The following is a 20,610-nucleotide window of genomic DNA, read 5'->3' as shown; positions in this document are numbered from 1 at the left end:
AATAAAAACCCTTCCTTTAACGGCGGTTCATGCAAAAAAATTAGGATGCAGTTACGAGAGATGAAACAAGAAGTGGTGCTGATACCCAGAATCGAACTGGGGACCTCATCCTTACCAAGGATGCGCTCTACCGCCTGAGCTATATCAGCATCAAAAAAATTGCTTGGAGCGGGCAGCGGGAATCGAACCCGCATCATCAGCTTGGAAGGCTGAGGTAATAGCCATTATACGATGCCCGCAATCTACTCGTAGCCATGGCTGACGAAAGTGGTGGAGGGGGAAGGATTCGAACCTTCGAAGGCTGAGCCGGCAGATTTACAGTCTGATCCCTTTGACCACTCGGGAACCCCTCCACTAATGGTGCCGCTTATCCGAGTCGAACGGATGACCTACTGATTACAAGTCAGTTGCTCTACCAACTGAGCTAAAGCGGCACAACGTCAGTGGGTGCGAATTCTAGTAGAATGATTTGGCAGGCGCAACAGAAAAAAAGCGAAAAGTGCAATTTAATGCATTGAATGTCCAATTCTTAGCCAAAACATGCAAAATCAGCATTAGCTGTCAATAAACCGGCTAAGGCCATAAAACAACAGGTCCGGCTCCAATCGAAGTGGATACTGCTTTAAATAAGGTGCCAGGAACGGCGCATCACCACCCGTGAGCACCAGCTGCTGCATGGGTTGTAGCTGCCAGGCCTGCTGAATTGAGCCCAACACGGCTGCGAGGCAGCCATTTTGCAAACAGGAGACGGTATCATCCCCCAGCTGCAACCTTGCCTGATGGGTATCGGCATTAAATACTTTGGCTGTTTTTTGCACCACACTTTGTTGCTGCAGTTTTAAGCCGGGTAGGATCCAGCCGCCCTGGTGCTCACCGCCGGCACTTAGCCAATCCAGAGTCACCGCAGTGCCTGCATCAACCACCAGCACATCGGTGTCTGGTTGCAACCAATTGGCCCCAAGCACCCCTAACCAACGATCCACCCCTAACAAGTGCGGCTGACTGTAACAATTGCGCACACCAAAACTATAGGCGTCACTTTCAATTTGTCGCCATGGTGCATTGTGCAGTTGCAACTGCTTTTTCAGCAGCTGCACCTTATCCTGGCCCGCTACCGCTGCATAATACACCGCTTGTACAGCGGATACATCTACGGTGCTGCTTTGTAAATCCAACCGTTGCATGCTGCCGGCAGAACTGGCCAACATCGCTTTACTACGGGTATTGCCAATATCCAGCAACAAATACATGGTTCAGTTCTCCGCCCGTAAGCTTAATTCACCGCCGTGAAACAACTGCTTTTTACCCTGAGACTCAATCACCAGATTACCCTGTGCATCTACCCCATGGCAAATGCCCCGCACAACCTGCTGACCTTGTGTTAACCGCACCGGTTGCAGCATAAATAATTGCCGGCGGTTAAATGCGGCCTGAAAAGCAGCAAAGCCTGACTGCTCAAAACGCTGCAGGTGCTCAGTGCAGCAGGACTGAAGCCCCGCAACCAAACGGTTTCTATCCAGCGGGCCGTAAGCTGTGGTTAAGTCAATCCAGGGCTGATCAATACTCTGGGCCGCCTGCACGGCAGACAGCTGCACATTGATGCCAATACCAATCACCAATTGGCAGCGGCCATCGCTTTGACCAGAGAGCTCAATCAACACCCCCGCCAGCTTTTTGCCCTGCAGATAGATATCATTGGGCCATTTGAGCCCTACCTGCAGTTGGTACTGCTGCTCCAGCAGCTCAGCTACTGCAACACCAATCACCAGGCTTAAGCCCATGGCTGCCTGGATCCCTTGCTCCAACTGCCACACCATTGAAAACGACAAACTGGCCGCAAAAGGCGAGTACCAGGCCCGGCCATGCCGCCCTCGCCCCGCCGTCTGCGCTTCGGCGACCAACACCAACCCCTTTGGCAGCTGTTCACCCCGCTGCAATCGCTGCATCAGCTGAAGATTGGTTGAGTCGGTGATTGACAACACTTCAATCGGAGCGCTCTCGTTGCTTTGCCATTGTCGGATGGCTGCACTATCGAGCAGTTGCAATGGGCTCGCCAACCGGTAGCCCTTGCCTTTTACGCTGAAGATATCCAACCCCAACTGTTGCAACTGTTGCATATGATTGGCAATGGCTGTGCGACTTAGGCTGAGCTGCTCGCCCAGCCAACTGCCGGAGTAAAACTGGCCATCGCTTAAGTACTGCAATAATTGTCGCTGTATCTGCCAGCTGCTTTGCTCGCTCATCGCACGTTATCCGGTACTTTGCTCATAAAGGCACATTCGTCTGGTGGTTTAACTTACCTACCAATTGCACTTCCGGCTCCAGTGCCACACCAAAGCGAGCCTGCACTTGTAGTTGAATGGCCTCAATCAGCTGTAGCAACTGTTCCGCTGTGCCGCTGCCATGATTGACCAACACCAGTGGCTGGCGGTTGTAACAGCCAATATCCCCCAGCTTCTTGCCTTTAAAACCGGCCTGATCAATCAACCAGGCAGCCGACAATTTACTCTGACCATTGCCCTGACTAAACAGCGGCATTGACGGATAACGCAGCTGTAAAGCTTGGGCTACTTTATCCGGCAGCAAGGGATTTTTAAAAAAGCTACCGCAATTCGCCAGCTCAGCCGGATCTGGCAGCTTGGACTGACGAATGGCTACCACCGCATCCAAGACCTGTTGCACAGAACAGTTCGCAAATAATTGATCCAGTCCCTGATAGCTCAGCACCCGACGTGGGCTTTTGGTGAGCTCCAGGCCAACCGCCACGATCACGCCTTGCCCGGCCAACTGGTGTTTGAACACACTATCACGGTAGGCAAAAGCACAATCGCTCGCATTCAGCCGTTGCAGTTGCTGGCTCTCCCAGTGAAAAAAATCGATGTAACGGCAGCGATCGGCCAGCTCCACGCCATAAGCACCAATGTTTTGCACCGGAGCAGCGCCGACGGAGCCTGGGATCAGCGCCAGATTCTCCAGCCCCCACAGCCCCTGCTCAACCGTCCAACATACCAATTTGTGCCAGTTGTGCCCCGCCTCGACATGCAGCAAGGCACGGTCATCATCCAGCCAGCTGAGCACTTTGCTCGCAGCAACAAAACGACACAGCGGTGGCAACGCATCGCCAATAAAGATGGTATTACTGCCCTCTCCCTGCACCCGCGGTTTGGGCATTAAGGGGACCTGGCGCAAATCATCCAGGTGCTGGCATAGGTAAACAGTCTCTAACCGGGCTGGCAGACGAAAGGTGGAGTAATCGCGTCCATCCTGCTGTACAAGGATTTCCATGGCTGGCTCAGAAGCTAAATCATAGGGTTATTCTAAACAAAGAGCGCTGGAAACACTATGCAGTTCGTGCAGCACCCCGGTGGATAAAATTCTGTTGCCGGAATTTTATCCACCGCATACAATAGCCGAGCCAACAAACCGTTGGTTCCCAGAGTATCTACGTTTCTTACTTTTTTGCTTTTTCGTTCGGAGTCTTTATGCAACGACTGCGTGAATTGTCGCGTCGTGTTGAGGCTGTGTATGGCGAAATGGCGGACATCTACGCCGGTTACCAACAAGCGCGCGGTCTTCATTGCCGCAGTGGTTGTGGTGCCTGCTGCCTGCATCCGGAGATTGAAGCCTCGGTGCTGGATATGTTGCCGCTGGCAATGCACCTGTTTGATCAGGGCACAGCCGAATCCACACTGGCACAACTAGAAGCGGCCCCAGCTGGTACCAGCTGCCCGATGTACCAACCTTTATCCTTTGATGGCAAACAGGGACAGTGCCGCATTTATCAATGGCGTCCGACTTTGTGCCGAACCTTTGGTGCCGCAGGTTATCGGGATAAGCATGGTAAAACGGCGTTATCCACTTGCAAAACCATTAAGCAGGAGCGCAGTAGTGCCTACGCCGAGACCTTGATCGCCATGGAGCTGGATCCGCCTCCGATGCTCAGTCATGCCCGCCAGCAGGTCAATCAGCTGGACTACGAGCTTAGTCGCAGCAGCTTGCCGATAGCCGAAGCAATGCAGGCAGCCTTACGCAAAGTACTGTTTCAGGCCTGCTATTCTGAAGTAGACATTGATCAACAGATCGCCTAAGCCTTGCCTCATCATCCTTTCCTGTGTCAGGCTAAACAGACAACCGCCTGACACAGCACCCTCCATGACAGCAGCCAACCCTCACTATACCCGGATCTGGGAGACCGTCCTGCAAATACCCGCTGGCAAGGTAGCCAGTTATGGCCAGATTGCTGATTTGGCTGGACTGCCCGGCCGCGCCCGGCTGGTGGGTAAAGCATTGGGCTATGCTCCTAAAGAATTGGCAGTACCCTGGTACCGGGTACTGCGCAGTGATCGCAGCCTGGCGTTTCCAGCGGACTCAGAGACGGCTCTACGTCAGCGTGAACTGCTGCAGGATGAAGGGGTGCTGCTTACAAACAACCGGGTGCGCAAAGCCGATCTCTGGCAGCCGGATTTGATGGAGTTGTTGTTTCAGCTAAAATACTAGCCGGCTGAAGTTAGCAATACTGACCGGCCACCCATCCTGAGCTCCAGGCCCACTGAAAGTTGTAGCCGCCGAGCCAGCCGGTGACATCGACCACCTCCCCGATAAAATACAAGCCCGGCTGGTGTTTCGCTGCCATGGTTTTCGACGACAGCTCATTGGTATCCACCCCGCCCAAGGTGACTTCGGCGGTGCGGTAGCCTTCGGTGCCATTGGGCTTGAATACATATTGGGTCAGGCTGTCACACAGGCGCTCAATACTTTTCGGGCTCAGTGCTTTGAGCGGCTGGTTCTGAAATACCTTCAGCGCCAACAGTTTTTCCACCAGGCGCTTTGGCATTATCCGTGTAAGTGTGGTTTTGAGCTCCTGCGCCGGGTGTTGCTGTTGTTGGCTCTGCAGAAAACCTACCAAATCCTGACCCGGTGTCAGATTCACCAGCAGCTCATCCCCTGGCTGCCAATAGCTGGAAATTTGCAAAATAGCCGGACCACTCAAGCCTCGGTGGGTAAACAGCATGTCTTCTGCAAACAGGGTGTGGTTTGCTTCTGCTGTTACCGGCAGCGAAACACCACTGATTTCTTCAAACACCGCTTTATCGCTCGGTTGCCAGGTTAGTGGCACCAGACCAGCCCGCACCGGCAGTACCTTCAAGCCAAATTGCTCAGCCAACTGATAACCAAAGGCGGTCGCGCCTAAATTCGGCAGGCTCAGGCCACCACTTGCCACCACCAGGCTCTGACATTGCAACGAGTGCGTTGCAGTACGAACCTGGTAACCACCCTCTTCGCTGCTTACCGACATAATCTGTTGCGACAGTGCCATCACCACATCCGCCTGATCACACTCCTGCTGCAACATGGCGACAATGTCTTTGGCGCTGTCATCGCAAAACAACTGCCCCAGGGTTTTCTCGTGGTAAGGAATTTGGTAGCGCTGCACCAGATCAATAAAATCCCACTGGGTGTAGCGGCTTAGCGCTGACTTGCAGAAATGCGGGTTGGCCGAAATAAAATTGTCCGGGCTGGCATAAATATTGGTGAAATTGCAGCGCCCGCCGCCAGACATCAGAATTTTGCGGCCAATGCGTTTGCCATTATCCAGCACCAGCACACGGCGGCCACGTTTGCCTGCCTCAATGGCGCAAAACAGCCCGGCGGCACCGGCCCCAACCACAATAACATCCCAATCAAGCTGCACCTGATTGCTCCTGTCGTTGCTGCTGATAACCAGCCAGCAACGGCTGCCAATCCGCTTCCTGCCAGTGAAAAGGGCTAAGCTTGCTCTTTTCTTTGGTCAATGAGCGCAGCAAACGATCGAGGTTTTGCTGTTTCCAGGGGCCTTCGCTGCGCGGCCCGCATTTATCAAAATCAATCAGCCAGACCTTACCGGCCGTATCCAACAAGATGTTGTGGCAATTTAAATCCGAGTGGTAAATCTGCTGTTGATGCAGCCGGGCAATCACCCGCCCCACTTCACGCCATTCGTCGGCGCTAAGCGCCCGCTCTTTATGCAGCAGCTGCGCCAAATCGGTGCTGTTTGGGATCCGCTCAACCAGAATATCGGCACTGTAAAACAAACCATGCCGCCGCATACGAGCCGCCGCCGGGCGGGGCACCGGCAGGCCCTGGGCATGCATATCGGCCAACAAACGAAACTCCCGGATAGCGCGACTGGCCAGCGTTGGCTCGCGCAGGAATTTATCTTTGTTCAACTTACCAATCAGGCCACCACGGTAATAATGGCGCAGTACCAGTTCGTGTTCGCCCTGACGCACAAACCAAACTGTGCTGCGGCCATTGGCTTGCCCCAGCGCGGCTTGTTGCTGTTGCCAGTAAGTCGGAGCAAACTGCTCAGCGCTAATCTGCTGGAAAAAATCCGGGTTATACCAATAACGGTTCTGTTTATCCTGATGTTGTTTCATCGGAACATTCACTCCTGGCAGGTGAGAGCCAATCAACGCGACACTGCGCCTGGCTGCACCACTGTGCTGACTGAAAAAGTGCCGGGCACGCTGCCCGGCCTCAAGCCTTTGTTCTTGGTTGGCAAACTGCTGCAGCACTTGCTGCTCAAGCTCAACTGCTGTACTGGCATAAGACACCAACTGCTGGCGCTCTAATTGCGTAAACAAACTGCTGAAATTAAATACATGGGGGCCACTTAGCACACTTTTGCCAAAGGCCATCGCTTCCAGCGGGTTGTGGCCGCCACGCTCTATCAGGCTGCCCCCGACAAAAACCACATCGGCCAGTGCATACCAGTGCAACAACTCACCCATGCTATCGGCCAGAAACACCTGGCTATCGGCAGAGGGCAGTCCCTGCACGCTGCGCCGGCTCAACCGCAGACCTTGCTTTTGCACCAGATGAGCAACCTGACTAAAGCGGTCCGGATGCCGCGGCACCAGCACCAGCAGCAGCTCTGGCAAATGCGTTTGCAGAGTCTGGAACGCCTGCAGCAGCAGTTCATCTTCACCGGCATGGGTGCTGGCAGCAACCCAAACCTTACGGCCACTAAACGCCGGGGCCAGCTGCGCTTGCTGGTCGGTAAAATCGGCCGGCAACGCCATCTCGTATTTTAGATTGCCCGCCAGCGCCCCCGCTCTGGCATCCAACCCCAAAGCCCGAAAGCGACGTAAACTGGCATGGTCCTGAGCCAGTAACAAGCGAATGGCTGGTAACAATATGCGGGTAAGCCAGTAAAAACGACGATAGCCTTTGGCCGAGCGCTTGGATAAGCGGGCATTGGCCACCACCAGTGGGATCTGTTGCTGGCGGGCTGCCGTTAGCAGGTTGGGCCAAAGCTCGGTTTCCATCACCACCACCAGCCTGGGCTGCAGGCGCTGCAAAAAGCGGCGATTGCTCACTGGCAGGTCAAACGGCAAGTAACAGTGCTGCACCCTGCCGCCAAATTGTTGCAACAGACGGGCAGAGCCGGTTGGTGTAGTACAGGTAACGGTGAGCGGCAAAGCCGGATAGCTGGTTAGCAGCTGCTCAACCAATGGCGCTGCTGCGACCACTTCGCCGACCGAAACCGCATGCAACACGATACCACCCGGCTCCATGGTGGCAGGTACACCACCAAAACGCTCGCCCCAGCGCTTCAAATAACCACTGTCGTATCGCGCCCGCCAGACAAAGCTGAGCAATACCAACGGCAGCAACAGCAACAGCAACAGACTATAAAGCCAACGCATAGGGCGTTAGTTCCTTAACCCCACATCTCTTTGACCCACTGTACCGGTAAGACCCGGCGATACCATTTACCACTAATCCCTGCAATCGCATCCGGTGGATTGGGCTTGCCATGAAAAGCAACAATTTTAGCGCCGGCCGGAATGGTGGCTGGCTTGAACCAACTCATGATACCCTTGGGCAAGCAGTGCCGCTTAAAGCTGACACACCAACCCTCTGGCCAGTACTGCAACTTGCCTTGCGCCGCCAGGTTTTGGGTAACAAACTCCTGCTCGTTACGCACCTTGGCCAGCTCACGGTCTTTGTGATTTTTCAGCAGTTCAATTAAATCGCTGTGCGCACCGATGGTATAACGATACACCGAGGTATTGCCGGTGGCATCGGACTTGTCCCACTCTTTAATGACAAAGAACTCACCCTCAGGCTCGAAGAAGCTATCGATGTTATCGACAATCACCACATCAAGATCAATAAACAGGGTTGGCCCGGTCAAATCATACAAAGGATCAGCAAAGCTGGTGACTTTTAACCAACCATGGCCAAAGCTCCAGGGCTGGCGCTCATCAAAATCTTTAAAGCCCACCATAGGGATTTCTTTGACTTCAATGTGGGCATCAATGCCTTCGGCGTCATCGGTCAGACAGACAAAACGGTGTGGCAACGTCAGGTTGCGCTGCACCATCGCATGCAGTTTATTCACATAATCCGGGCCATATTTCTTGCCCCACTTGATACAAAGCACATTCACGGTTTGTTGAGTTGTTGCCATAGCGCAGTCACCATCAAAAATTAGAGGTTTATCATACCAGTTCAGTGGCACAAATGAAAAAAGGGAAGCGCTGGAGCTTCCCTTTTGCTTAGCAAAGCATCAGAGGGCCGCTAAAATCGTCTCGGCTTTACTGACTTCAAACGACTTGGGAGGCTCGACATTAAGCAGCGTCACTTTGCCATCGTCCACTATCATGGCATAGCGCTGCGAGCGTACGCCGCCAAAATCACCGGTATCCATGGTGAGGCCAGTGGCCTTATGAAAAGCACCACCGCCATCGGCCAGGAAGGTAATTTCTTCGGCATTTTGTGTTTCCGCCCAGGCTGCCATTACGAACGCATCATTCATCGAGGTGCAGACAATGCTGTCTACGCCTTTGGCTTTAATTTCATCGGCCAGCGCAATGTAGCCTGGCAGGTGCGCCTCTGAACAGGTTGGGGTAAAAGCACCGGGCACCGCAAAGAGCACCACTTTTTTGCCTTTGAAAATATCTGAGGTACTCGGGTTTTTCATGCCATCGCTGGTTAGTTGCGAAAAGCTGACTTCGGGTAAGGTATCGCCTGATTTAATCATAGGTTGCTTCCTGTATCGGGTGAATGGGCTTGCATCAGTGTAGCTGAAAAAAACATGCTGACTGCCAGTTTCAGATGGCAGCCTTTACATACACATCAAAACGGTTGTTCTTTCCTTTGACCTCATGGCTGGGTTTGGTTCCGGCTAAAGGTGGTGCATAAGCTGGTCGTTTGACCACCACCCGCTTACTGGCCAGAGCCAAAGCTGCAGGTAATAAGGCATCGGCGTCCGGGTCCTCCCCGACCACCTGATGAAAAGCGCGCATTTCTTTTTTAACCAGAGCGGATTTTTGCCGCTCGGGAAACATCGGATCCAGATAGACCACATCGGCGGCACTCAGCTGGCTTAAAGCCTGTTCTGCAGGGGCAAAGTGCAGTTGCATCCGCTCAGGCAGCCAGTTCGCCAGCTCCGGGTGCTCGCCAGCCCGGCGCAGCCCATCGGCCAGCAAAGCCGCCACCAGCGGATTGCGCTCTACCAACGTAAGATGGGCACCCAAGCTTGCCAATACAAAGGCATCCCGGCCCAGCCCTGCCGTGGCATCCACCACGCGCAGATCACGCTTCTTGTTCAGGCCCACCGCCTTGGCAATGGCCTCGCCCATCCCACCGCCATGCTGACGGCGGTAGCTGGCAGTGCCGCTGGCAAAGTCAACCAGGATATCGCTTTGTTTGGGTAAGTCGGCATGACGCAGCACCAGCGTCTGCTGCTGCCAGGCCAGATGCCAGCCCTCGGCTTGTTCCATCAACAACAACCCAAAGCGCTGGCCTAAGGCGGCTATATAAGCTTGGTCAGCAGCACTGTGCATGCTGTCTGGCAACACAATCATCCGGACCGGCTCCCCAAAAGCGCACAGTGTAACCTGCCAGCAGCCATCACACCAGCAGCCCAGCGGACTTAGATCCCCTGCGGTTTATTGGCACCGGATAAAGTGCACTGGCCGTCTACCAGGCTGACAGCAGGCTCGGGCACGATGGCGCAATCCGACATCCGGCCAAGCCGGATATTTTCCGCTTCTGCCGCTTTGTTGTAACTGGCTATTTTTTGCTGCAACACGGTTTCATTCACTCCTTTGGTGGAGTACGCAATGTATTCAGCCGGTCCGCCACAAGGTTTATGGCCAAAGCCTATCACCCGGCACTGCTGCACATCATCTGCTTCTGCCTTCCCTATCATGGCAAGAATATCCGCCCGCATTTTTTGTAAATCAGGATGGTCCCGCATTTGTCGCTCCCGCTCTTTTACGGCTGCTCTGGGGTTGGTGACCGGGTCAATCGGCTCGATCAATGGCTCCGGAGCCAGTCGCTCCCCCCCCGCCTGGCCCTGCTGACAAGCACCAAGTAAGGCTACAGCCACAACAGCCATCAGCCAATTCAGTTTTCGCATCTAAATCTCCTGTCGTCTTACTGCGGTTTGCACTAAAATTAAGCACCCGTTAAGCTTAGCAGATTAAGCTGGCAGTTGTTGAGCTTAAGTTAGCATAGGACACCAAAATGAAACATACCCTTTGGCTGGTAGCAATTGTTGTCAGCTTGTCGCTGAGTGGCTGTGGCGCCATTCATACTTCGGTGGCCAAACGCAATCTGGATGTACAGACCCAGATGAGCTCCACCATTTTCCTGGATCCGGTGGAGCCTGAGCAGCGCACCATCTTTGTCGATATCCGCAATACTTCGGACAAGCCCGAGTTTGATATTCGCCCCATGGTGATCCAATCGCTGCAGCAGCGTGGTTATCAGGTGATTGACAGCCCATCTCAGGCCACCTACTGGTTGCAGGCGAATGTACTGCAAGTCGGCCGCACCAATGCCCGGGCTGCCAACAGCGCAATGAATGCTGGCTATGGTGCTGCCGGCGGTGCTGTGCTTGGCCATACCGTGCACAGAGCAACCGGTGGTTCCTCCGGTAGCGCCGCCACCGGTGCAGCCATTGCCGGCGCCGTGGCTGGCACGGTATTTGATGCACTGATTGAAGATGTCTACTACAGCGTGATTACCGATATTCAAATCATGGAACGTTTTGATGGCACTGTGCGGGAGCGTTCGGAGCATGTGTTGGTGCAGGGCGATAGCGGCAGTACCACCTCCAGTTATCAGCGCCAAAGCGACCAACGCCGTTATCAAAGCAGGGTCATCAGCTATGCCAATCAGTCCAATTTGAAGTGGGAAGATGCAGCGCCTGATCTGCAAATGGGACTGGTGCGGGCGTTAGCAGGCTTGTTCTGATGCATCAGGCCGTTTTTAGCCTCTGCCTGTTTCTGCTAACCCTGCAGCTTACCGGTTGTACCGCCATTCATCGCTCCATCGCCAAAGGCGAGCTGGATGTGCAAACGCGAATGAGCCAGACCATCTATCTTGATCCGGTTGAACCCGAGTTACGCACAGTGTTTCTGGATTTTCGCAGTACCTCAGCTGAGTTTCAGCAACCGTTGGATCAAGCCGTAATCGAGTTTCTGCAGCAGCGGGGGTATCAGATCACCCAGAGCCCGGCGCAGGCGCAGTATTGGCTGCAAGTGAATGTCCGTACCGTGCTAAAACAAGCACCGGAGCAAGTGCTGGCTCAGGCCGAGTTTGGCATGAGCGAAGCTGAGATTGAGCAACTGATGAATCCGGCATTGCTGGCCCTGCCCGCTCTTTTGCCGGAAGATGTCACTGAACAGCCGGCACAACAGCGCCGCTCCAGCCGCTCGTCCGGCAGCAATGTTTATGTAGGCTATGCAGATAGCGTCGATGTCAGCAGCCGGGATCTACGTAACGCGGCCATCGCACTGGCCATTATTGCTGGGACCGAATACGCTGGCCGTCAATTGGTCAAAGATGTCTACTACACCATGGTGACTGACTTGCAAGTGGCAGAGCGTATCGCCACAGACAGTGACGAGTTGGTGCTGGAGTACAGCCAGCATCTGTTGTTGCAAGGCGATAGCGGCAGCACCGACACCCTGTGGGAGCGGGCAACCGATCGGCGCAAATACCAGGCTCGGGTGATTAGCTTCGCCAATCAGGCCAACTTGAAATGGGAAGATGCTGAACCAGGCCTGCAGTCAGGCCTGATCCGTTCTTTGGCAGGTATTTTCTAAACCTCCAGCCGGTGTTCCCTTAGCTTGCAATCCCCATATGCCGCAGCAAAGCTTCATTGGATGGCTCACGGCCGCGGAAGCCTTTAAACAGCTCCATCGGCTCGGCACTGCCACCACGCTCTAAAATCCATTGCAGGAAGTCACGCCCGGTTTGCGGATTAAAGACCCCTTCTTCTTCAAAGCGGCCAAAGGCATCGGAGGACAACACCTCGGCCCACAGGTAGCTGTAGTAGCCAGCGGCATAGCCACCGGCAAAGATATGGCTAAAACCATGCTGAAAGCGATTAAAGCGCGGCGGAATAATCACCGACACCTGCTGTCGCACTTCATCGAGCAAGGCTTGCACCCGACCACCCAGCTCTGGCTGGTACTCGGCGTGCAGCCTGAAATCGAACAGCGCGAATTCAAGTTGACGCACCAGGAACATGGCTGACTGGAAGTTTTTCGCCGCCAGCATTTTATCCAGCAAGTCCTGCGGCAGAGCCTCGCCGGTTTGGTAATGGCCCGAGATCAGCTGCAAGGCCTCTGGCTGCCAGCACCAGTTTTCCAGAAACTGGCTCGGTAGCTCGACCGCATCCCAGGCCACGCCATTGATGCCAGCCACCGCAGCCGCATCGACCTGCGTCAGCATATGATGCAAACCATGACCAAACTCATGAAACAAAGTCACCACTTCATCGTGGGTAAAGAGCGCTGGCTTGCCACCAACCGGCTTATTGAAGTTGCAGGTTAAATAGGCCACCGGGCTTTGCAGCTCACCAGTAGACAGGATACGCCGGCCGCGGCAGTCGTCCATCCAGGCACCACCGCGCTTTTTCGACCGGGCGTACAGATCGAGATAGAAGCTGCCACGCAGCGCGCCTGTGCTATCAAAAATATCGTAAAAACGTACATCCGGATGCCAGACATCGACGCCTTCACGCTCGCGCACTGACATGCCAAACAACTTTTCAATCACGGCAAATAAACCCGGCACCACCTTGGTTTCCGGGAAATAAGGCCGCAGCTGTTCATCCGAGATAGCATAGCGGGCTTGCTTCAGTTTTTCCGAGTAATAGGCCACATCCCAGGCTTGCAAATCGCTGTGCTGGTACTCGCTTTGGGCAAAGGCTTTCAGCTCAGCCAGCTCTTTTTCGGCCTGCGGCTTAGCGCGGCGGGCTAAATCCTGCAAGAAGTCCAGCACCTGGGCCGGAGACTCGGCCATCTTGGTGGCCAGTGATTCTTCGGCGGCATTGGCAAAATCCAGCAGCTGCGCCAATTCATGCTTTAACGCCAGGGTTTCTTCGATAATGGCGCTGTTGTCAAACTGACCGGCATGCGGCCCCTGATCGGAGGCCCGGGTGCAATAGGCCTGATAAACTTCTTCGCGCAAACTGCGATCATCGGCATAGGTCATCACCGGTAAATAGCTCGGGAACTCCAGCGTCAGTACCCAGCCATCCAGTTCGCGGTTTTTGGCTTCCTCGGCTGCGGCTGCCTTGGCATCATCCGGCAAACCAGCCAATTGCGATTCATCGGTCAGGTGCTTGTGCCAGGCCTGGGTGGCGTCCAGGGTATGGTTGGAGAATGTGGACGACAACTCCGACAGACGGCTTTGGATCTCGCCATAGCGCTGCTTTCTCTCAGCCGGCAAACCAATGCCGGATAATTTGAAGTCACGCATCGCGTTTTCAATGACTTTTTGCTGTGCAGTACTTAAGCTGGCAAAATCCGCACTTTCAGCCAGTTGACGATAGGCCTGATACAGGCCTTCGTGCTGTCCCAGCCAGGTGCTGAATTCGGACAGCAGTGGCAGGCAGCTTTCATAGGCCTCGCGCAGCTCTTGGCTATTGAGCACCGAGTTCAGGTGCGAGACCGGCGACCACAGCTTGCCCAGCCGGTCACTGCCCTCTTCCAGCGCCACCACCAGATTCTCCCAGCTAAAGCTGCTTTGCTGAAGCACCTGCTCCACGCTGTCACGGGCTTTGGCGATAGCCGTTTCCACGGCAGGCTTTACCTGCTCTGGCTTAATGGCAGAAAAAGGTGGTAAATCGGTAAATTCCAGCAAGGGGTTGTGCGCTGTGGTCATAAGGCATCCTGATCAACGGTACGTATCACCATTATGTTGGGGCAAAGAGTGGACAAGTCAAGACGCTTGTTTCAACGATCCTGATGCAAAGGCTCTTGTGATTCCAGCAGCTGTGCCTTATATAGAAGATAATTTGATGCAATCAATAGGACCATGTATGACCCGACATTACGATTACCTCGCCATCGGTGCTGGCAGCGGCGGCATTGCCTCGGCCAACCGGGCCGCCATCCGTGGCGCCAAAGCTGCGGTGATTGAAGCCAAAGCCGTAGGCGGTACCTGCGTGAATGTCGGTTGTGTGCCGAAAAAAGTGATGTGGTACGGCGCCCATATTGCCGAAGCCATCAAGTACAGCCAGGCCTATGGCTTTGATTTGCAGCAGCAAGGCTTTGATTGGGCCACTTTAGTGCGTAACCGCGAGGCCTACATTGCACGTATTCATGGCGCTTACCAGCGCGGCTTTGCCAGCAATGGCGTGGAGTTAATTGAAGGCTTTGCTACTTTTGTCGATAAAAACACGGTGGAAGTGAATGGCGAGCGCATCACCGCCGATCACATCACCATTGCCGTCGGTGGCCGGCCCAGCCGGCCCGATATTCCGGGCGCAGAGCTTGGCATCGACTCGGATGGCTTTTTTGCTTTAACCGAGCAACCGAAAAAAGCCGTGGTAGTCGGCGCCGGCTACATCGCAGTCGAAATCGCCGGTGTGCTGCACGCCCTAGGTAGCGATACTCATCTGCTGGTGCGAAAAGACCGGCCGCTGCGCAACTTTGATGCCGATATCACCGACGCCCTGCTGGAGCGGATGAGGCAGGATGAGCTGCAACTGCATACCCATACCGAAGTGAGTAAAGTTGAAGCAGGCAGCGATGGCCGCCTGACGGTGTATTTAAACAATGGCGGCATGCTGCTGAATGTCGATTGCCTGATTTGGGCCATCGGCCGCGAGCCAGCCACCGACGCCATTCAGCTGGACGCTGCCGGTGTCAGCACCGATGCGCACGGCTTTATCCGTACCGATGCCTTTCAAAACACCAATGTGCCGGGCATTTATGCCGTCGGCGATATCACCGGCGAAGCCCAGCTCACGCCAGTGGCAGTTAAAGCCGGCCGCATGCTGGCCGAGCGGCTGTTTAACCCGGCCATGCCGGAGGCCAAAATGGACTACCGCCTGATCCCCACCGTGGTGTTCAGCCACCCCCCCATAGGTACCATCGGCCTGACCGAAGCCGAGGCCAAAGCCGAGTATGGCGACACCAACATCAAGGTATACCGCTCCAGTTTTGCTGCCATGTACAACGCCATAACCCCACACCGGGCGCTTAGCACCTTTAAGCTAGTGTGTGCCGGTAAAGAGGAAAAAGTAGTCGGCCTGCATGGCATTGGCGAAGGCATGGACGAAGTGCTGCAAGGCTTTGCCGTGGCAATGAAAATGGGCGCTACCAAAGCCGATTTCGACGCCACTGTGGCGCTGCACCCAACCAGTGCTGAAGAGTTTGTGACGATGCGCTAAACTTTCTTCAGTTTCGTCTCAAGAGCTGGGGAGCGGGAAAAGGCAATGCGCACACTGCTAAGTTTAGCAAGCTACCTGCTGGCCGGTTATGGGCTGTTGTGCCTGCTGCTGTATCTGATGCAGCGCCAGCTGATTTATTTCCCGGTGCCGGCTGCCTTTCCGCCAGAACAGCCGCTGGTGTTGCAGCAAGGTAAGGTTCAAGTGCTGGTAAGTCAGCAGCCGCGGGCCAGTGATAAAGCTTTGCTGTATTTTGGCGGCAATGCTGAGGATGTGAGTGTCAGCCTGGCGGAGTTTGGCGCGGTATTTTCCAAGCACGCCATCTACCTGATGCATTACCGCGGTTATGGTGGCAGTGAAGGCCGGCCGTCGGAGCAGGCGCTGGTCAGCGATGCGCTGGCCTTGTTTGATGCCGTAGCAACAGAGCACAGCGATATTGTGGTGATTGGCCGAAGCCTGGGTTCAGGTGTGGCGGTACAACTGGCAGCGCAGCGACCGGTGCAGCAGCTGGTGCTGATCACCCCTTTTGATAGTCTGGCCAAGCTGGCCCAGCAACAGTTCCCGGTGGTGCCGGTGCACTGGTTATTAAAAGATCGCTACGAATCCGCCCACTATGCCAGCCACATTGATACCCCCACCTTGCTGCTGGTGGCGGAGCAGGATGAAATCATTGGCTGGGCGCGCAGTGAGGCGCTGTATCAGGCTTTTCCATCCGGCTCGGTTCGCATGCTATCTTTTGCTGGCAATCACAATAGCTACTTATCTGCCCAGCAGCTCTATGAGCTGACAGCGCGATCACAGCATAAGTGAACAAACACTTTGTAAAGCATTCATTGGTGTCATCGCTGCAATTGTTAATTTATTGCATTTGACAACGCTGCCGAAGCAGATAAAATAGGCGCAATTATTACAAAAAATTAAATAAAGATGGCCAACTCACTCGCTATTTCTCCGCAAGAGCGCGCCTATCTGGCCCAGGAAGATCTGGAAAGCTTCTGGTACAGTAGGCTACAAAAGAAAGATCCTGTTGCCCGCATAGGCTATGCTATCTGGGTAAAAGATGTTGATGATTTAAAGCATGCCATTGCTACCGGCGATCCTGCCTATTGGAATCACCGCGGCTTTGCCTACTGGGAACTGATGGCCCGCTCCACCGTAGTCAACCTAGCCGTAGGCCTGCAAAAAGGCGGCTTTCGGGGAACTCTTGGAGAAACCCGTCAAAAAATTAAGCGTGTTGGCCTCCGTGTTGCTGACTGGCATGCACAGTATGTTCATGAAGATTATCAAGACCAAATTGGCCAGGTTCCAGGACTACTTAGTCTAAAACAAATGGCAGATTACCATCACCGTGCTTTTCAGGAATTCAATATTCCACCTAGCTATTACGGTGGCACATGGTTTGGTGCCATACCGGAGAATATTCAATTTGAAACCTATGGTCACTTGTACTGCCACGATTGCGATAGTAGCGAAGGCTACCAGGGTATAAATCAATGAAAAATATTCTTTTCATTGGTGGTATTATTGCATTGCTTGCCTATGCGTTTACCGGTAACAGTAATAGCACAAACACTCCGGCCCAGTCCTTTTGTCCTCCGAAAGATTTCGTCGTCAATCTGAACATTCCGTCAGAGGCGTACAAAGATAAGAACTTTGATGCTTCTGATGATGGCGAGCTGGCTCTGCTGATGTTTCCACCCGAGTATGTTACGGAATCAATCGAGCATTACCAACCATATTTAGAGAGTCCACGTACCGGAAGGCTTCGTGCCCCTTTGCATGTCAATGTTCGAAAGTCTTCAAATTTTAATTGGCGCATCAACCATGAGCATGCCAGAGCCATTCTACATGGCCCTGATTTATATACAGATACTGATGAAGAAGAATTTGGCTGGAGAATCAGCATTTTTGATGGTGAGCAGTTCCATCCATGGGGAAGGTGTACAGATGACTTTAACGGCAGTCTGAGCTGCTTTCGTGACTTAAAGGTTGGCAATCTCTGGTTAAAATATGTTGTGCAGGCTGAAAATATTGCCCATTACCCTGAAATTGATGCCTTTCTGACAGAGCATATCACTGCCTGGCAATGTGACTCAGAATAACAGTCCCGGGAAGGTTTAAGTGTGCTGGCGGGCACAACAACTATCTGCCCGCTCAGCAAATCAAAAACTCGCTTTAGCCAGCACCCGGGTAATCAAACACCCAGTTAATAAACAGATTGGTGCCTACTTTGAGTGCCCGCTCGTCGGCGTAGAAAAATGGCGAATGGTTGGCTGGCATGCTGGCCGGATCTTTATCCGGTGGTGCCACCCCTAAAAATACAAACATGCCGGGTACTTCCAGCGCATAGTAGGAGAAATCCTCCGCACCGGTTACCAGCGGACTTTCCTGCACCATTTGCTCGCCTGCTACCGCCTTAGTAGTGGGCAGCATCCGCGCCACCAAATCAGGATTGTTGATGGTGACCGGGTAGCCTTCAATAATGGTCACCTCCGCTTTAGCACCGGTGACATGGGCCGACGCCTCTGCCGCCTGAGTCAGTTGGCGGAAAATTTGCTGACGAATGTCCATATCGAAGTTACGAATGGTGCCTTCCAGATACACCTCATCCGGAATGATGTTGTTGCGCACCCCACCTTCGACAATACCAAAGCTCACCACCGCAGGTGCCCGAGTAATATTGATTTGCCGGCTAACAATGGTCTGCACATTGTTGATGATTTGCGCCGCCGCCACGATAGGATCAACCCCGGCCCAGGGCGATGAGCCATGGGTCTGCTGCCCTTTAACCCGGATTTCAAAGCGATCGGACGATGCCATCAAAGGGCCTTTACGGTAGCCAATAGCGCCAAGTGGCGCCTGGCCCCAGACATGAATGCCAAAAATGGCATCCGGCTTTAACTCAGCAAACAGACCTTCACGCAGCATCAGCTCAGCACCACCTTCTTCCCCGGGTGGCGCGCCTTCTTCTGCCGGCTGAAAAATAAACATCACGGTGCCAGCCACCTGCTCACGATGCCCGGCCAAATACTCGGCAGCGCCCATCAACATAGCGACATGCAAATCATGGCCACAGGCATGCATCACCCCCACTTCATTGCCACGGTACTCGCCAATGACGGTAGAACGAAAAGGCACATCGGTTTGCTCGGTGACCGGCAGGGCATCCATATCGGCCCGCAGGGCAATCACCGGGCCAGGTTTACCACCGCGTAAGACGCCGACCACCCCGGTATGGGCAATCTCAGTTTGCACCTCCATGCCCAAATTTCGCAAATGCTCGGCGACCAAAGCAGCCGTTCGAAACTCGCGGTTACTGAGCTCCGGGTGCTGATGAATGTCCCGTCGCCAGGCAATCACCTTTTGTTCCAGCTCGGTGCTGATGGTAGGTCGAACAAGCTGTTCTGCCTGCAGAACGGCAGGCAAGCACAAAGGAATGGCTATGAGTAAGAACCGAAGCATGAGACTCTCCTTTTACAATCAAGGCTTTGAGCTTAGCCGCAATCCTGGGCCTAAGCAATGCACTTAGTCCTCAGAGTCCTGTTGTTTTTCCAAGCCTTCTTTAATCATGCTCTCGGAGGATTGGGTTGGCAGCATCACCGTGGCACTGGCGCGGCGCTGACGTTGGCGACGGTCAAAAAACCGAACATACAGCGCCATAGCGCCCACTACCACCGGCAGGCTGCCGATAAACCAGAAAAATACCTGAGTGCCTACAAAGTGCATCAACAGGCCGGATATCAGCAAACCACAGATGGCACCCTGGCCATTTGCCCGCACCAGAGCGCTGCTGGCCCCCACCATCTGCTCTTTATTGAGATAATCATTGGTATAGGCCACGACCATCGAAAAAATCGGCAGCATCACAGCACCAAATAAAAAGTAGCTGACATAAAGCAGCAACACCTGGGTGCTATCCAGACTGGAAATCCACAGCGCCATAGCACAGGAAGCAAAAGCGCAGCTGGCAATGACCAGCCGCCGGTCGAAGCGATCAGACAGTTTGCCGAGTTGGAACTGGAAACACAAAGAGCCAAAAATCAGGCAAGCCACCAGATTGGCGATTTGCGTCAGCTCCAGGCCAAGCCGGGAAAAGTACACCGGTCCAAGGCCAAATAAAGAGGCATAAGCGAACTGCATTAAGAAACAACCGATGATCCCAAGCGGGGCGACCCGCATCAGCTCACTGGCCCGCATTTTTTGCGGTGGCCCAAAAGAAGGTGTGGTGGTGGGCGTAATCAGCAGCGGGATCACGGCCGCACTGATTAAAATAGACACCAGAGTAAACTGAATAAAATCGCGAGGATCACCGATGTAGAGCAAAAATTGCCCCAGACCAATACCACCAAACAACATCATGACGTACAGCGACATCAGTTTGCCACGATTTTGATTGGTCGCCCCCGCATTAATCCAGCTTTCCGCAATAACAAAAATGGCAGAAAAACAAAAACCAGAAATCATCCGCAGTACAAACCAAACCCCGGTATTGACCCAGATGGCATGCACCAAAATGCTGATCGACGCCAACGCCGCCAGGGCCGCGAAGGCACGGATATGGCCGACCCGATGGATCATTTTTGGCGCCCGGATGGCCCCCAGCAAAAAACCAATAAAATAACCCGCCAATATCATGCCTGTACTGGCACTACTAAAGCCTTCCATCTCTGCCCGAATCGACAACAAGGTATTTTGCAGGCCGGTGGTCATGCCGACGATCAGCATCCCCAACAGCAATGGCCAGATGGTTCGTATCATTGCAAACAAAGCAAAGTCCTTGTAGTAAGAGCTGGAGCTTGAATTAACGCACTGAAGTTCAATAAGATTAGCAAAACCGAACCAGTCAGGCCAGTGCATGCATTAAGCCAAAAAGGGTACGCCTAAAGCAGACTGGTGTTCTTTGCCAGTCTGTGGCAGGCTGCCAGAAA

Annotated in this window: 20 protein-coding genes and 4 tRNA genes; 8 read left to right on the top strand and 16 right to left on the bottom strand. The window is 53.8% G+C overall.

What is annotated here, in order from left to right; genetic code table 11:
* Window positions 1-73: 73 nt before the first annotated feature.
* The 7 genes from QWY20_RS15630 to murB form a co-directional block, all read right to left on the bottom strand.
* Window positions 74-149: transfer RNA gene (locus tag QWY20_RS15630), tRNA-Thr, on the bottom strand.
* Between the two features lie 15 nt (window positions 150-164).
* Window positions 165-239, bottom strand: a tRNA-Gly gene (locus tag QWY20_RS15625).
* Between the two features lie 29 nt (window positions 240-268).
* Window positions 269-353, bottom strand: a tRNA-Tyr gene (locus QWY20_RS15620).
* Window positions 354-358: 5 nt separating this feature from the next.
* A tRNA-Thr gene (locus QWY20_RS15615) sits at window positions 359-434 on the bottom strand.
* A 120-nt stretch (window positions 435-554) separates the two neighbouring features.
* A complete protein-coding gene (locus QWY20_RS15610; RefSeq protein ID WP_330129931.1) occupies window positions 555-1,250 on the bottom strand; it encodes a type III pantothenate kinase in 696 nt (231 codons plus the stop codon).
* A 3-nt stretch (window positions 1,251-1,253) separates the two neighbouring features.
* Entirely contained in the window at window positions 1,254-2,243 is a 990-nt protein-coding gene (gene birA / locus QWY20_RS15605; RefSeq protein ID WP_330129930.1) for a bifunctional biotin--[acetyl-CoA-carboxylase] ligase/biotin operon repressor BirA, read from the bottom strand.
* Window positions 2,244-2,265: 22 nt separating this feature from the next.
* The gene (gene murB, locus QWY20_RS15600) at window positions 2,266-3,285 is read right to left on the bottom strand and encodes a UDP-N-acetylmuramate dehydrogenase (RefSeq protein WP_330129929.1); all 1,020 of its coding nucleotides are present in this window, start codon (window positions 3,283-3,285) and stop codon (window positions 2,266-2,268) included.
* A gap of 197 nt (window positions 3,286-3,482) precedes the next feature.
* On the opposite strand from murB, the gene QWY20_RS15595 reads away from it, so the two are divergent.
* The gene (locus tag QWY20_RS15595; protein WP_330129928.1) at window positions 3,483-4,088 is read left to right on the top strand and encodes a YkgJ family cysteine cluster protein; all 606 of its coding nucleotides are present in this window, start codon (window positions 3,483-3,485) and stop codon (window positions 4,086-4,088) included.
* A 64-nt stretch (window positions 4,089-4,152) separates the two neighbouring features.
* A complete protein-coding gene (locus QWY20_RS15590; protein ID WP_330129927.1) occupies window positions 4,153-4,497 on the top strand; it encodes an MGMT family protein in 345 nt (114 codons plus the stop codon).
* Between the two features lie 10 nt (window positions 4,498-4,507).
* Here QWY20_RS15590 and QWY20_RS15585 read toward each other — a convergent pair whose 3' ends face one another.
* From QWY20_RS15585 to QWY20_RS15560, 6 genes are all read right to left on the bottom strand, one after another.
* Window positions 4,508-5,692: a BaiN/RdsA family NAD(P)/FAD-dependent oxidoreductase gene (locus tag QWY20_RS15585; RefSeq protein ID WP_330129926.1), complete on the bottom strand. Its 1,185-nt coding sequence runs from the start codon at window positions 5,690-5,692 to the stop codon at window positions 4,508-4,510.
* A complete protein-coding gene (gene waaA, locus QWY20_RS15580) occupies window positions 5,682-7,688 on the bottom strand; it encodes a lipid IV(A) 3-deoxy-D-manno-octulosonic acid transferase (RefSeq protein ID WP_330129925.1) in 2,007 nt (668 codons plus the stop codon). The genes QWY20_RS15585 and waaA overlap by 11 nt, the downstream gene beginning before the upstream one ends.
* 14 nt (window positions 7,689-7,702) lie before the next feature.
* On the bottom strand, window positions 7,703-8,455 hold the full coding sequence (locus tag QWY20_RS15575; protein ID WP_330129924.1) for a glycosyltransferase: 753 nt from the start codon (window positions 8,453-8,455) through the stop codon (window positions 7,703-7,705).
* A 99-nt stretch (window positions 8,456-8,554) separates the two neighbouring features.
* Window positions 8,555-9,028, bottom strand: coding sequence for a peroxiredoxin (locus tag QWY20_RS15570; protein ID WP_330129923.1), 474 nt, complete (start codon window positions 9,026-9,028; stop codon window positions 8,555-8,557).
* A 70-nt stretch (window positions 9,029-9,098) separates the two neighbouring features.
* Complete coding sequence (locus tag QWY20_RS15565) at window positions 9,099-9,854, bottom strand: class I SAM-dependent methyltransferase (RefSeq protein ID WP_330129922.1); 756 nt, start codon at window positions 9,852-9,854, stop codon at window positions 9,099-9,101.
* 68 nt (window positions 9,855-9,922) lie between these two features.
* Complete coding sequence (locus QWY20_RS15560; protein WP_330129921.1) at window positions 9,923-10,411, bottom strand: hypothetical protein; 489 nt, start codon at window positions 10,409-10,411, stop codon at window positions 9,923-9,925.
* Between the two features lie 107 nt (window positions 10,412-10,518).
* On the opposite strand from QWY20_RS15560, the gene QWY20_RS15555 reads away from it, so the two are divergent.
* Complete coding sequence (locus tag QWY20_RS15555; RefSeq protein ID WP_330129920.1) at window positions 10,519-11,250, top strand: complement resistance protein TraT; 732 nt, start codon at window positions 10,519-10,521, stop codon at window positions 11,248-11,250.
* The gene (traT, locus tag QWY20_RS15550; protein ID WP_330129919.1) at window positions 11,250-12,104 is read left to right on the top strand and encodes a complement resistance protein TraT; all 855 of its coding nucleotides are present in this window, start codon (window positions 11,250-11,252) and stop codon (window positions 12,102-12,104) included. Before QWY20_RS15555 ends, traT begins: the two co-directional genes overlap by 1 nt.
* A gap of 19 nt (window positions 12,105-12,123) precedes the next feature.
* Here the strand turns inward: traT and prlC are convergent, their stop codons facing one another.
* Window positions 12,124-14,172, bottom strand: a complete 2,049-nt coding sequence (gene prlC / locus QWY20_RS15545) for an oligopeptidase A (RefSeq protein WP_330129918.1) — start codon at window positions 14,170-14,172, stop codon at window positions 12,124-12,126.
* Between the two features lie 157 nt (window positions 14,173-14,329).
* Between prlC and gorA the strand changes: the two genes are divergently transcribed.
* The 4 genes from gorA (at window position 14,330) to QWY20_RS15525 (ending at window position 17,784) form a co-directional block, all read left to right on the top strand.
* On the top strand, window positions 14,330-15,685 hold the full coding sequence (gorA, locus tag QWY20_RS15540; protein WP_330129917.1) for a glutathione-disulfide reductase: 1,356 nt from the start codon (window positions 14,330-14,332) through the stop codon (window positions 15,683-15,685).
* 45 nt (window positions 15,686-15,730) lie between these two features.
* Window positions 15,731-16,492: an alpha/beta hydrolase gene (locus QWY20_RS15535; RefSeq protein WP_330129916.1), complete on the top strand. Its 762-nt coding sequence runs from the start codon at window positions 15,731-15,733 to the stop codon at window positions 16,490-16,492.
* Between the two features lie 117 nt (window positions 16,493-16,609).
* Window positions 16,610-17,179, top strand: coding sequence for a hypothetical protein (locus tag QWY20_RS15530; RefSeq protein ID WP_330129915.1), 570 nt, complete (start codon window positions 16,610-16,612; stop codon window positions 17,177-17,179).
* Window positions 17,176-17,784, top strand: a complete 609-nt coding sequence (locus QWY20_RS15525; protein WP_330129914.1) for a GIY-YIG nuclease family protein — start codon at window positions 17,176-17,178, stop codon at window positions 17,782-17,784. Before QWY20_RS15530 ends, QWY20_RS15525 begins: the two co-directional genes overlap by 4 nt.
* A gap of 73 nt (window positions 17,785-17,857) precedes the next feature.
* On the opposite strand, the gene QWY20_RS15520 is transcribed toward QWY20_RS15525, so the two are convergent.
* Together QWY20_RS15520 and QWY20_RS15515 are read right to left on the bottom strand one after the other, a co-directional pair.
* A complete protein-coding gene (locus QWY20_RS15520) occupies window positions 17,858-19,144 on the bottom strand; it encodes an amidohydrolase (protein ID WP_330129913.1) in 1,287 nt (428 codons plus the stop codon).
* A gap of 63 nt (window positions 19,145-19,207) precedes the next feature.
* On the bottom strand, window positions 19,208-20,449 hold the full coding sequence (locus QWY20_RS15515; protein ID WP_330129912.1) for an MFS transporter: 1,242 nt from the start codon (window positions 20,447-20,449) through the stop codon (window positions 19,208-19,210).
* Window positions 20,450-20,610 lie beyond the last annotated feature (161 nt).

The organism is Alkalimonas cellulosilytica (genome assembly GCF_036325985.1).
In the GTDB taxonomy this organism is placed as follows: domain Bacteria; phylum Pseudomonadota; class Gammaproteobacteria; order Enterobacterales; family Alteromonadaceae; genus Alkalimonas; species Alkalimonas cellulosilytica.
Note: the sequence above shows the minus strand (reverse complement) of the source record. Positions and strands in the feature narration are given on the sequence as shown.

Excerpts from the sequence above, each read along its gene's own strand:
- QWY20_RS15610 (WP_330129931.1), bottom strand. The coding sequence starts at position 1,250 with ATGTATTTGTTGCTGGATATTGGCAATACCCGTAGTAAAGCGATGTTG.
- birA (WP_330129930.1), bottom strand. The coding sequence starts at position 2,243 with ATGAGCGAGCAAAGCAGCTGGCAGATACAGCGACAATTATTGCAGTAC.
- murB (WP_330129929.1), bottom strand. The coding sequence starts at position 3,285 with ATGGAAATCCTTGTACAGCAGGATGGACGCGATTACTCCACCTTTCGT.
- QWY20_RS15595 (WP_330129928.1), top strand. The coding sequence starts at position 3,483 with ATGCAACGACTGCGTGAATTGTCGCGTCGTGTTGAGGCTGTGTATGGC.
- QWY20_RS15590 (WP_330129927.1), top strand. The coding sequence starts at position 4,153 with ATGACAGCAGCCAACCCTCACTATACCCGGATCTGGGAGACCGTCCTG.
- waaA (WP_330129925.1), bottom strand. The coding sequence starts at position 7,688 with ATGCGTTGGCTTTATAGTCTGTTGCTGTTGCTGTTGCTGCCGTTGGTA.
- QWY20_RS15575 (WP_330129924.1), bottom strand. The coding sequence starts at position 8,455 with ATGGCAACAACTCAACAAACCGTGAATGTGCTTTGTATCAAGTGGGGC.
- QWY20_RS15570 (WP_330129923.1), bottom strand. The coding sequence starts at position 9,028 with ATGATTAAATCAGGCGATACCTTACCCGAAGTCAGCTTTTCGCAACTA.
- QWY20_RS15565 (WP_330129922.1), bottom strand. The coding sequence starts at position 9,854 with ATGATTGTGTTGCCAGACAGCATGCACAGTGCTGCTGACCAAGCTTAT.
- QWY20_RS15560 (WP_330129921.1), bottom strand. The coding sequence starts at position 10,411 with ATGCGAAAACTGAATTGGCTGATGGCTGTTGTGGCTGTAGCCTTACTT.
- QWY20_RS15555 (WP_330129920.1), top strand. The coding sequence starts at position 10,519 with ATGAAACATACCCTTTGGCTGGTAGCAATTGTTGTCAGCTTGTCGCTG.
- traT (WP_330129919.1), top strand. The coding sequence starts at position 11,250 with ATGCATCAGGCCGTTTTTAGCCTCTGCCTGTTTCTGCTAACCCTGCAG.
- prlC (WP_330129918.1), bottom strand. The coding sequence starts at position 14,172 with ATGACCACAGCGCACAACCCCTTGCTGGAATTTACCGATTTACCACCT.
- gorA (WP_330129917.1), top strand. The coding sequence starts at position 14,330 with ATGACCCGACATTACGATTACCTCGCCATCGGTGCTGGCAGCGGCGGC.
- QWY20_RS15535 (WP_330129916.1), top strand. The coding sequence starts at position 15,731 with ATGCGCACACTGCTAAGTTTAGCAAGCTACCTGCTGGCCGGTTATGGG.
- QWY20_RS15530 (WP_330129915.1), top strand. The coding sequence starts at position 16,610 with ATGGCCAACTCACTCGCTATTTCTCCGCAAGAGCGCGCCTATCTGGCC.
- QWY20_RS15525 (WP_330129914.1), top strand. The coding sequence starts at position 17,176 with ATGAAAAATATTCTTTTCATTGGTGGTATTATTGCATTGCTTGCCTAT.
- QWY20_RS15520 (WP_330129913.1), bottom strand. The coding sequence starts at position 19,144 with ATGCTTCGGTTCTTACTCATAGCCATTCCTTTGTGCTTGCCTGCCGTT.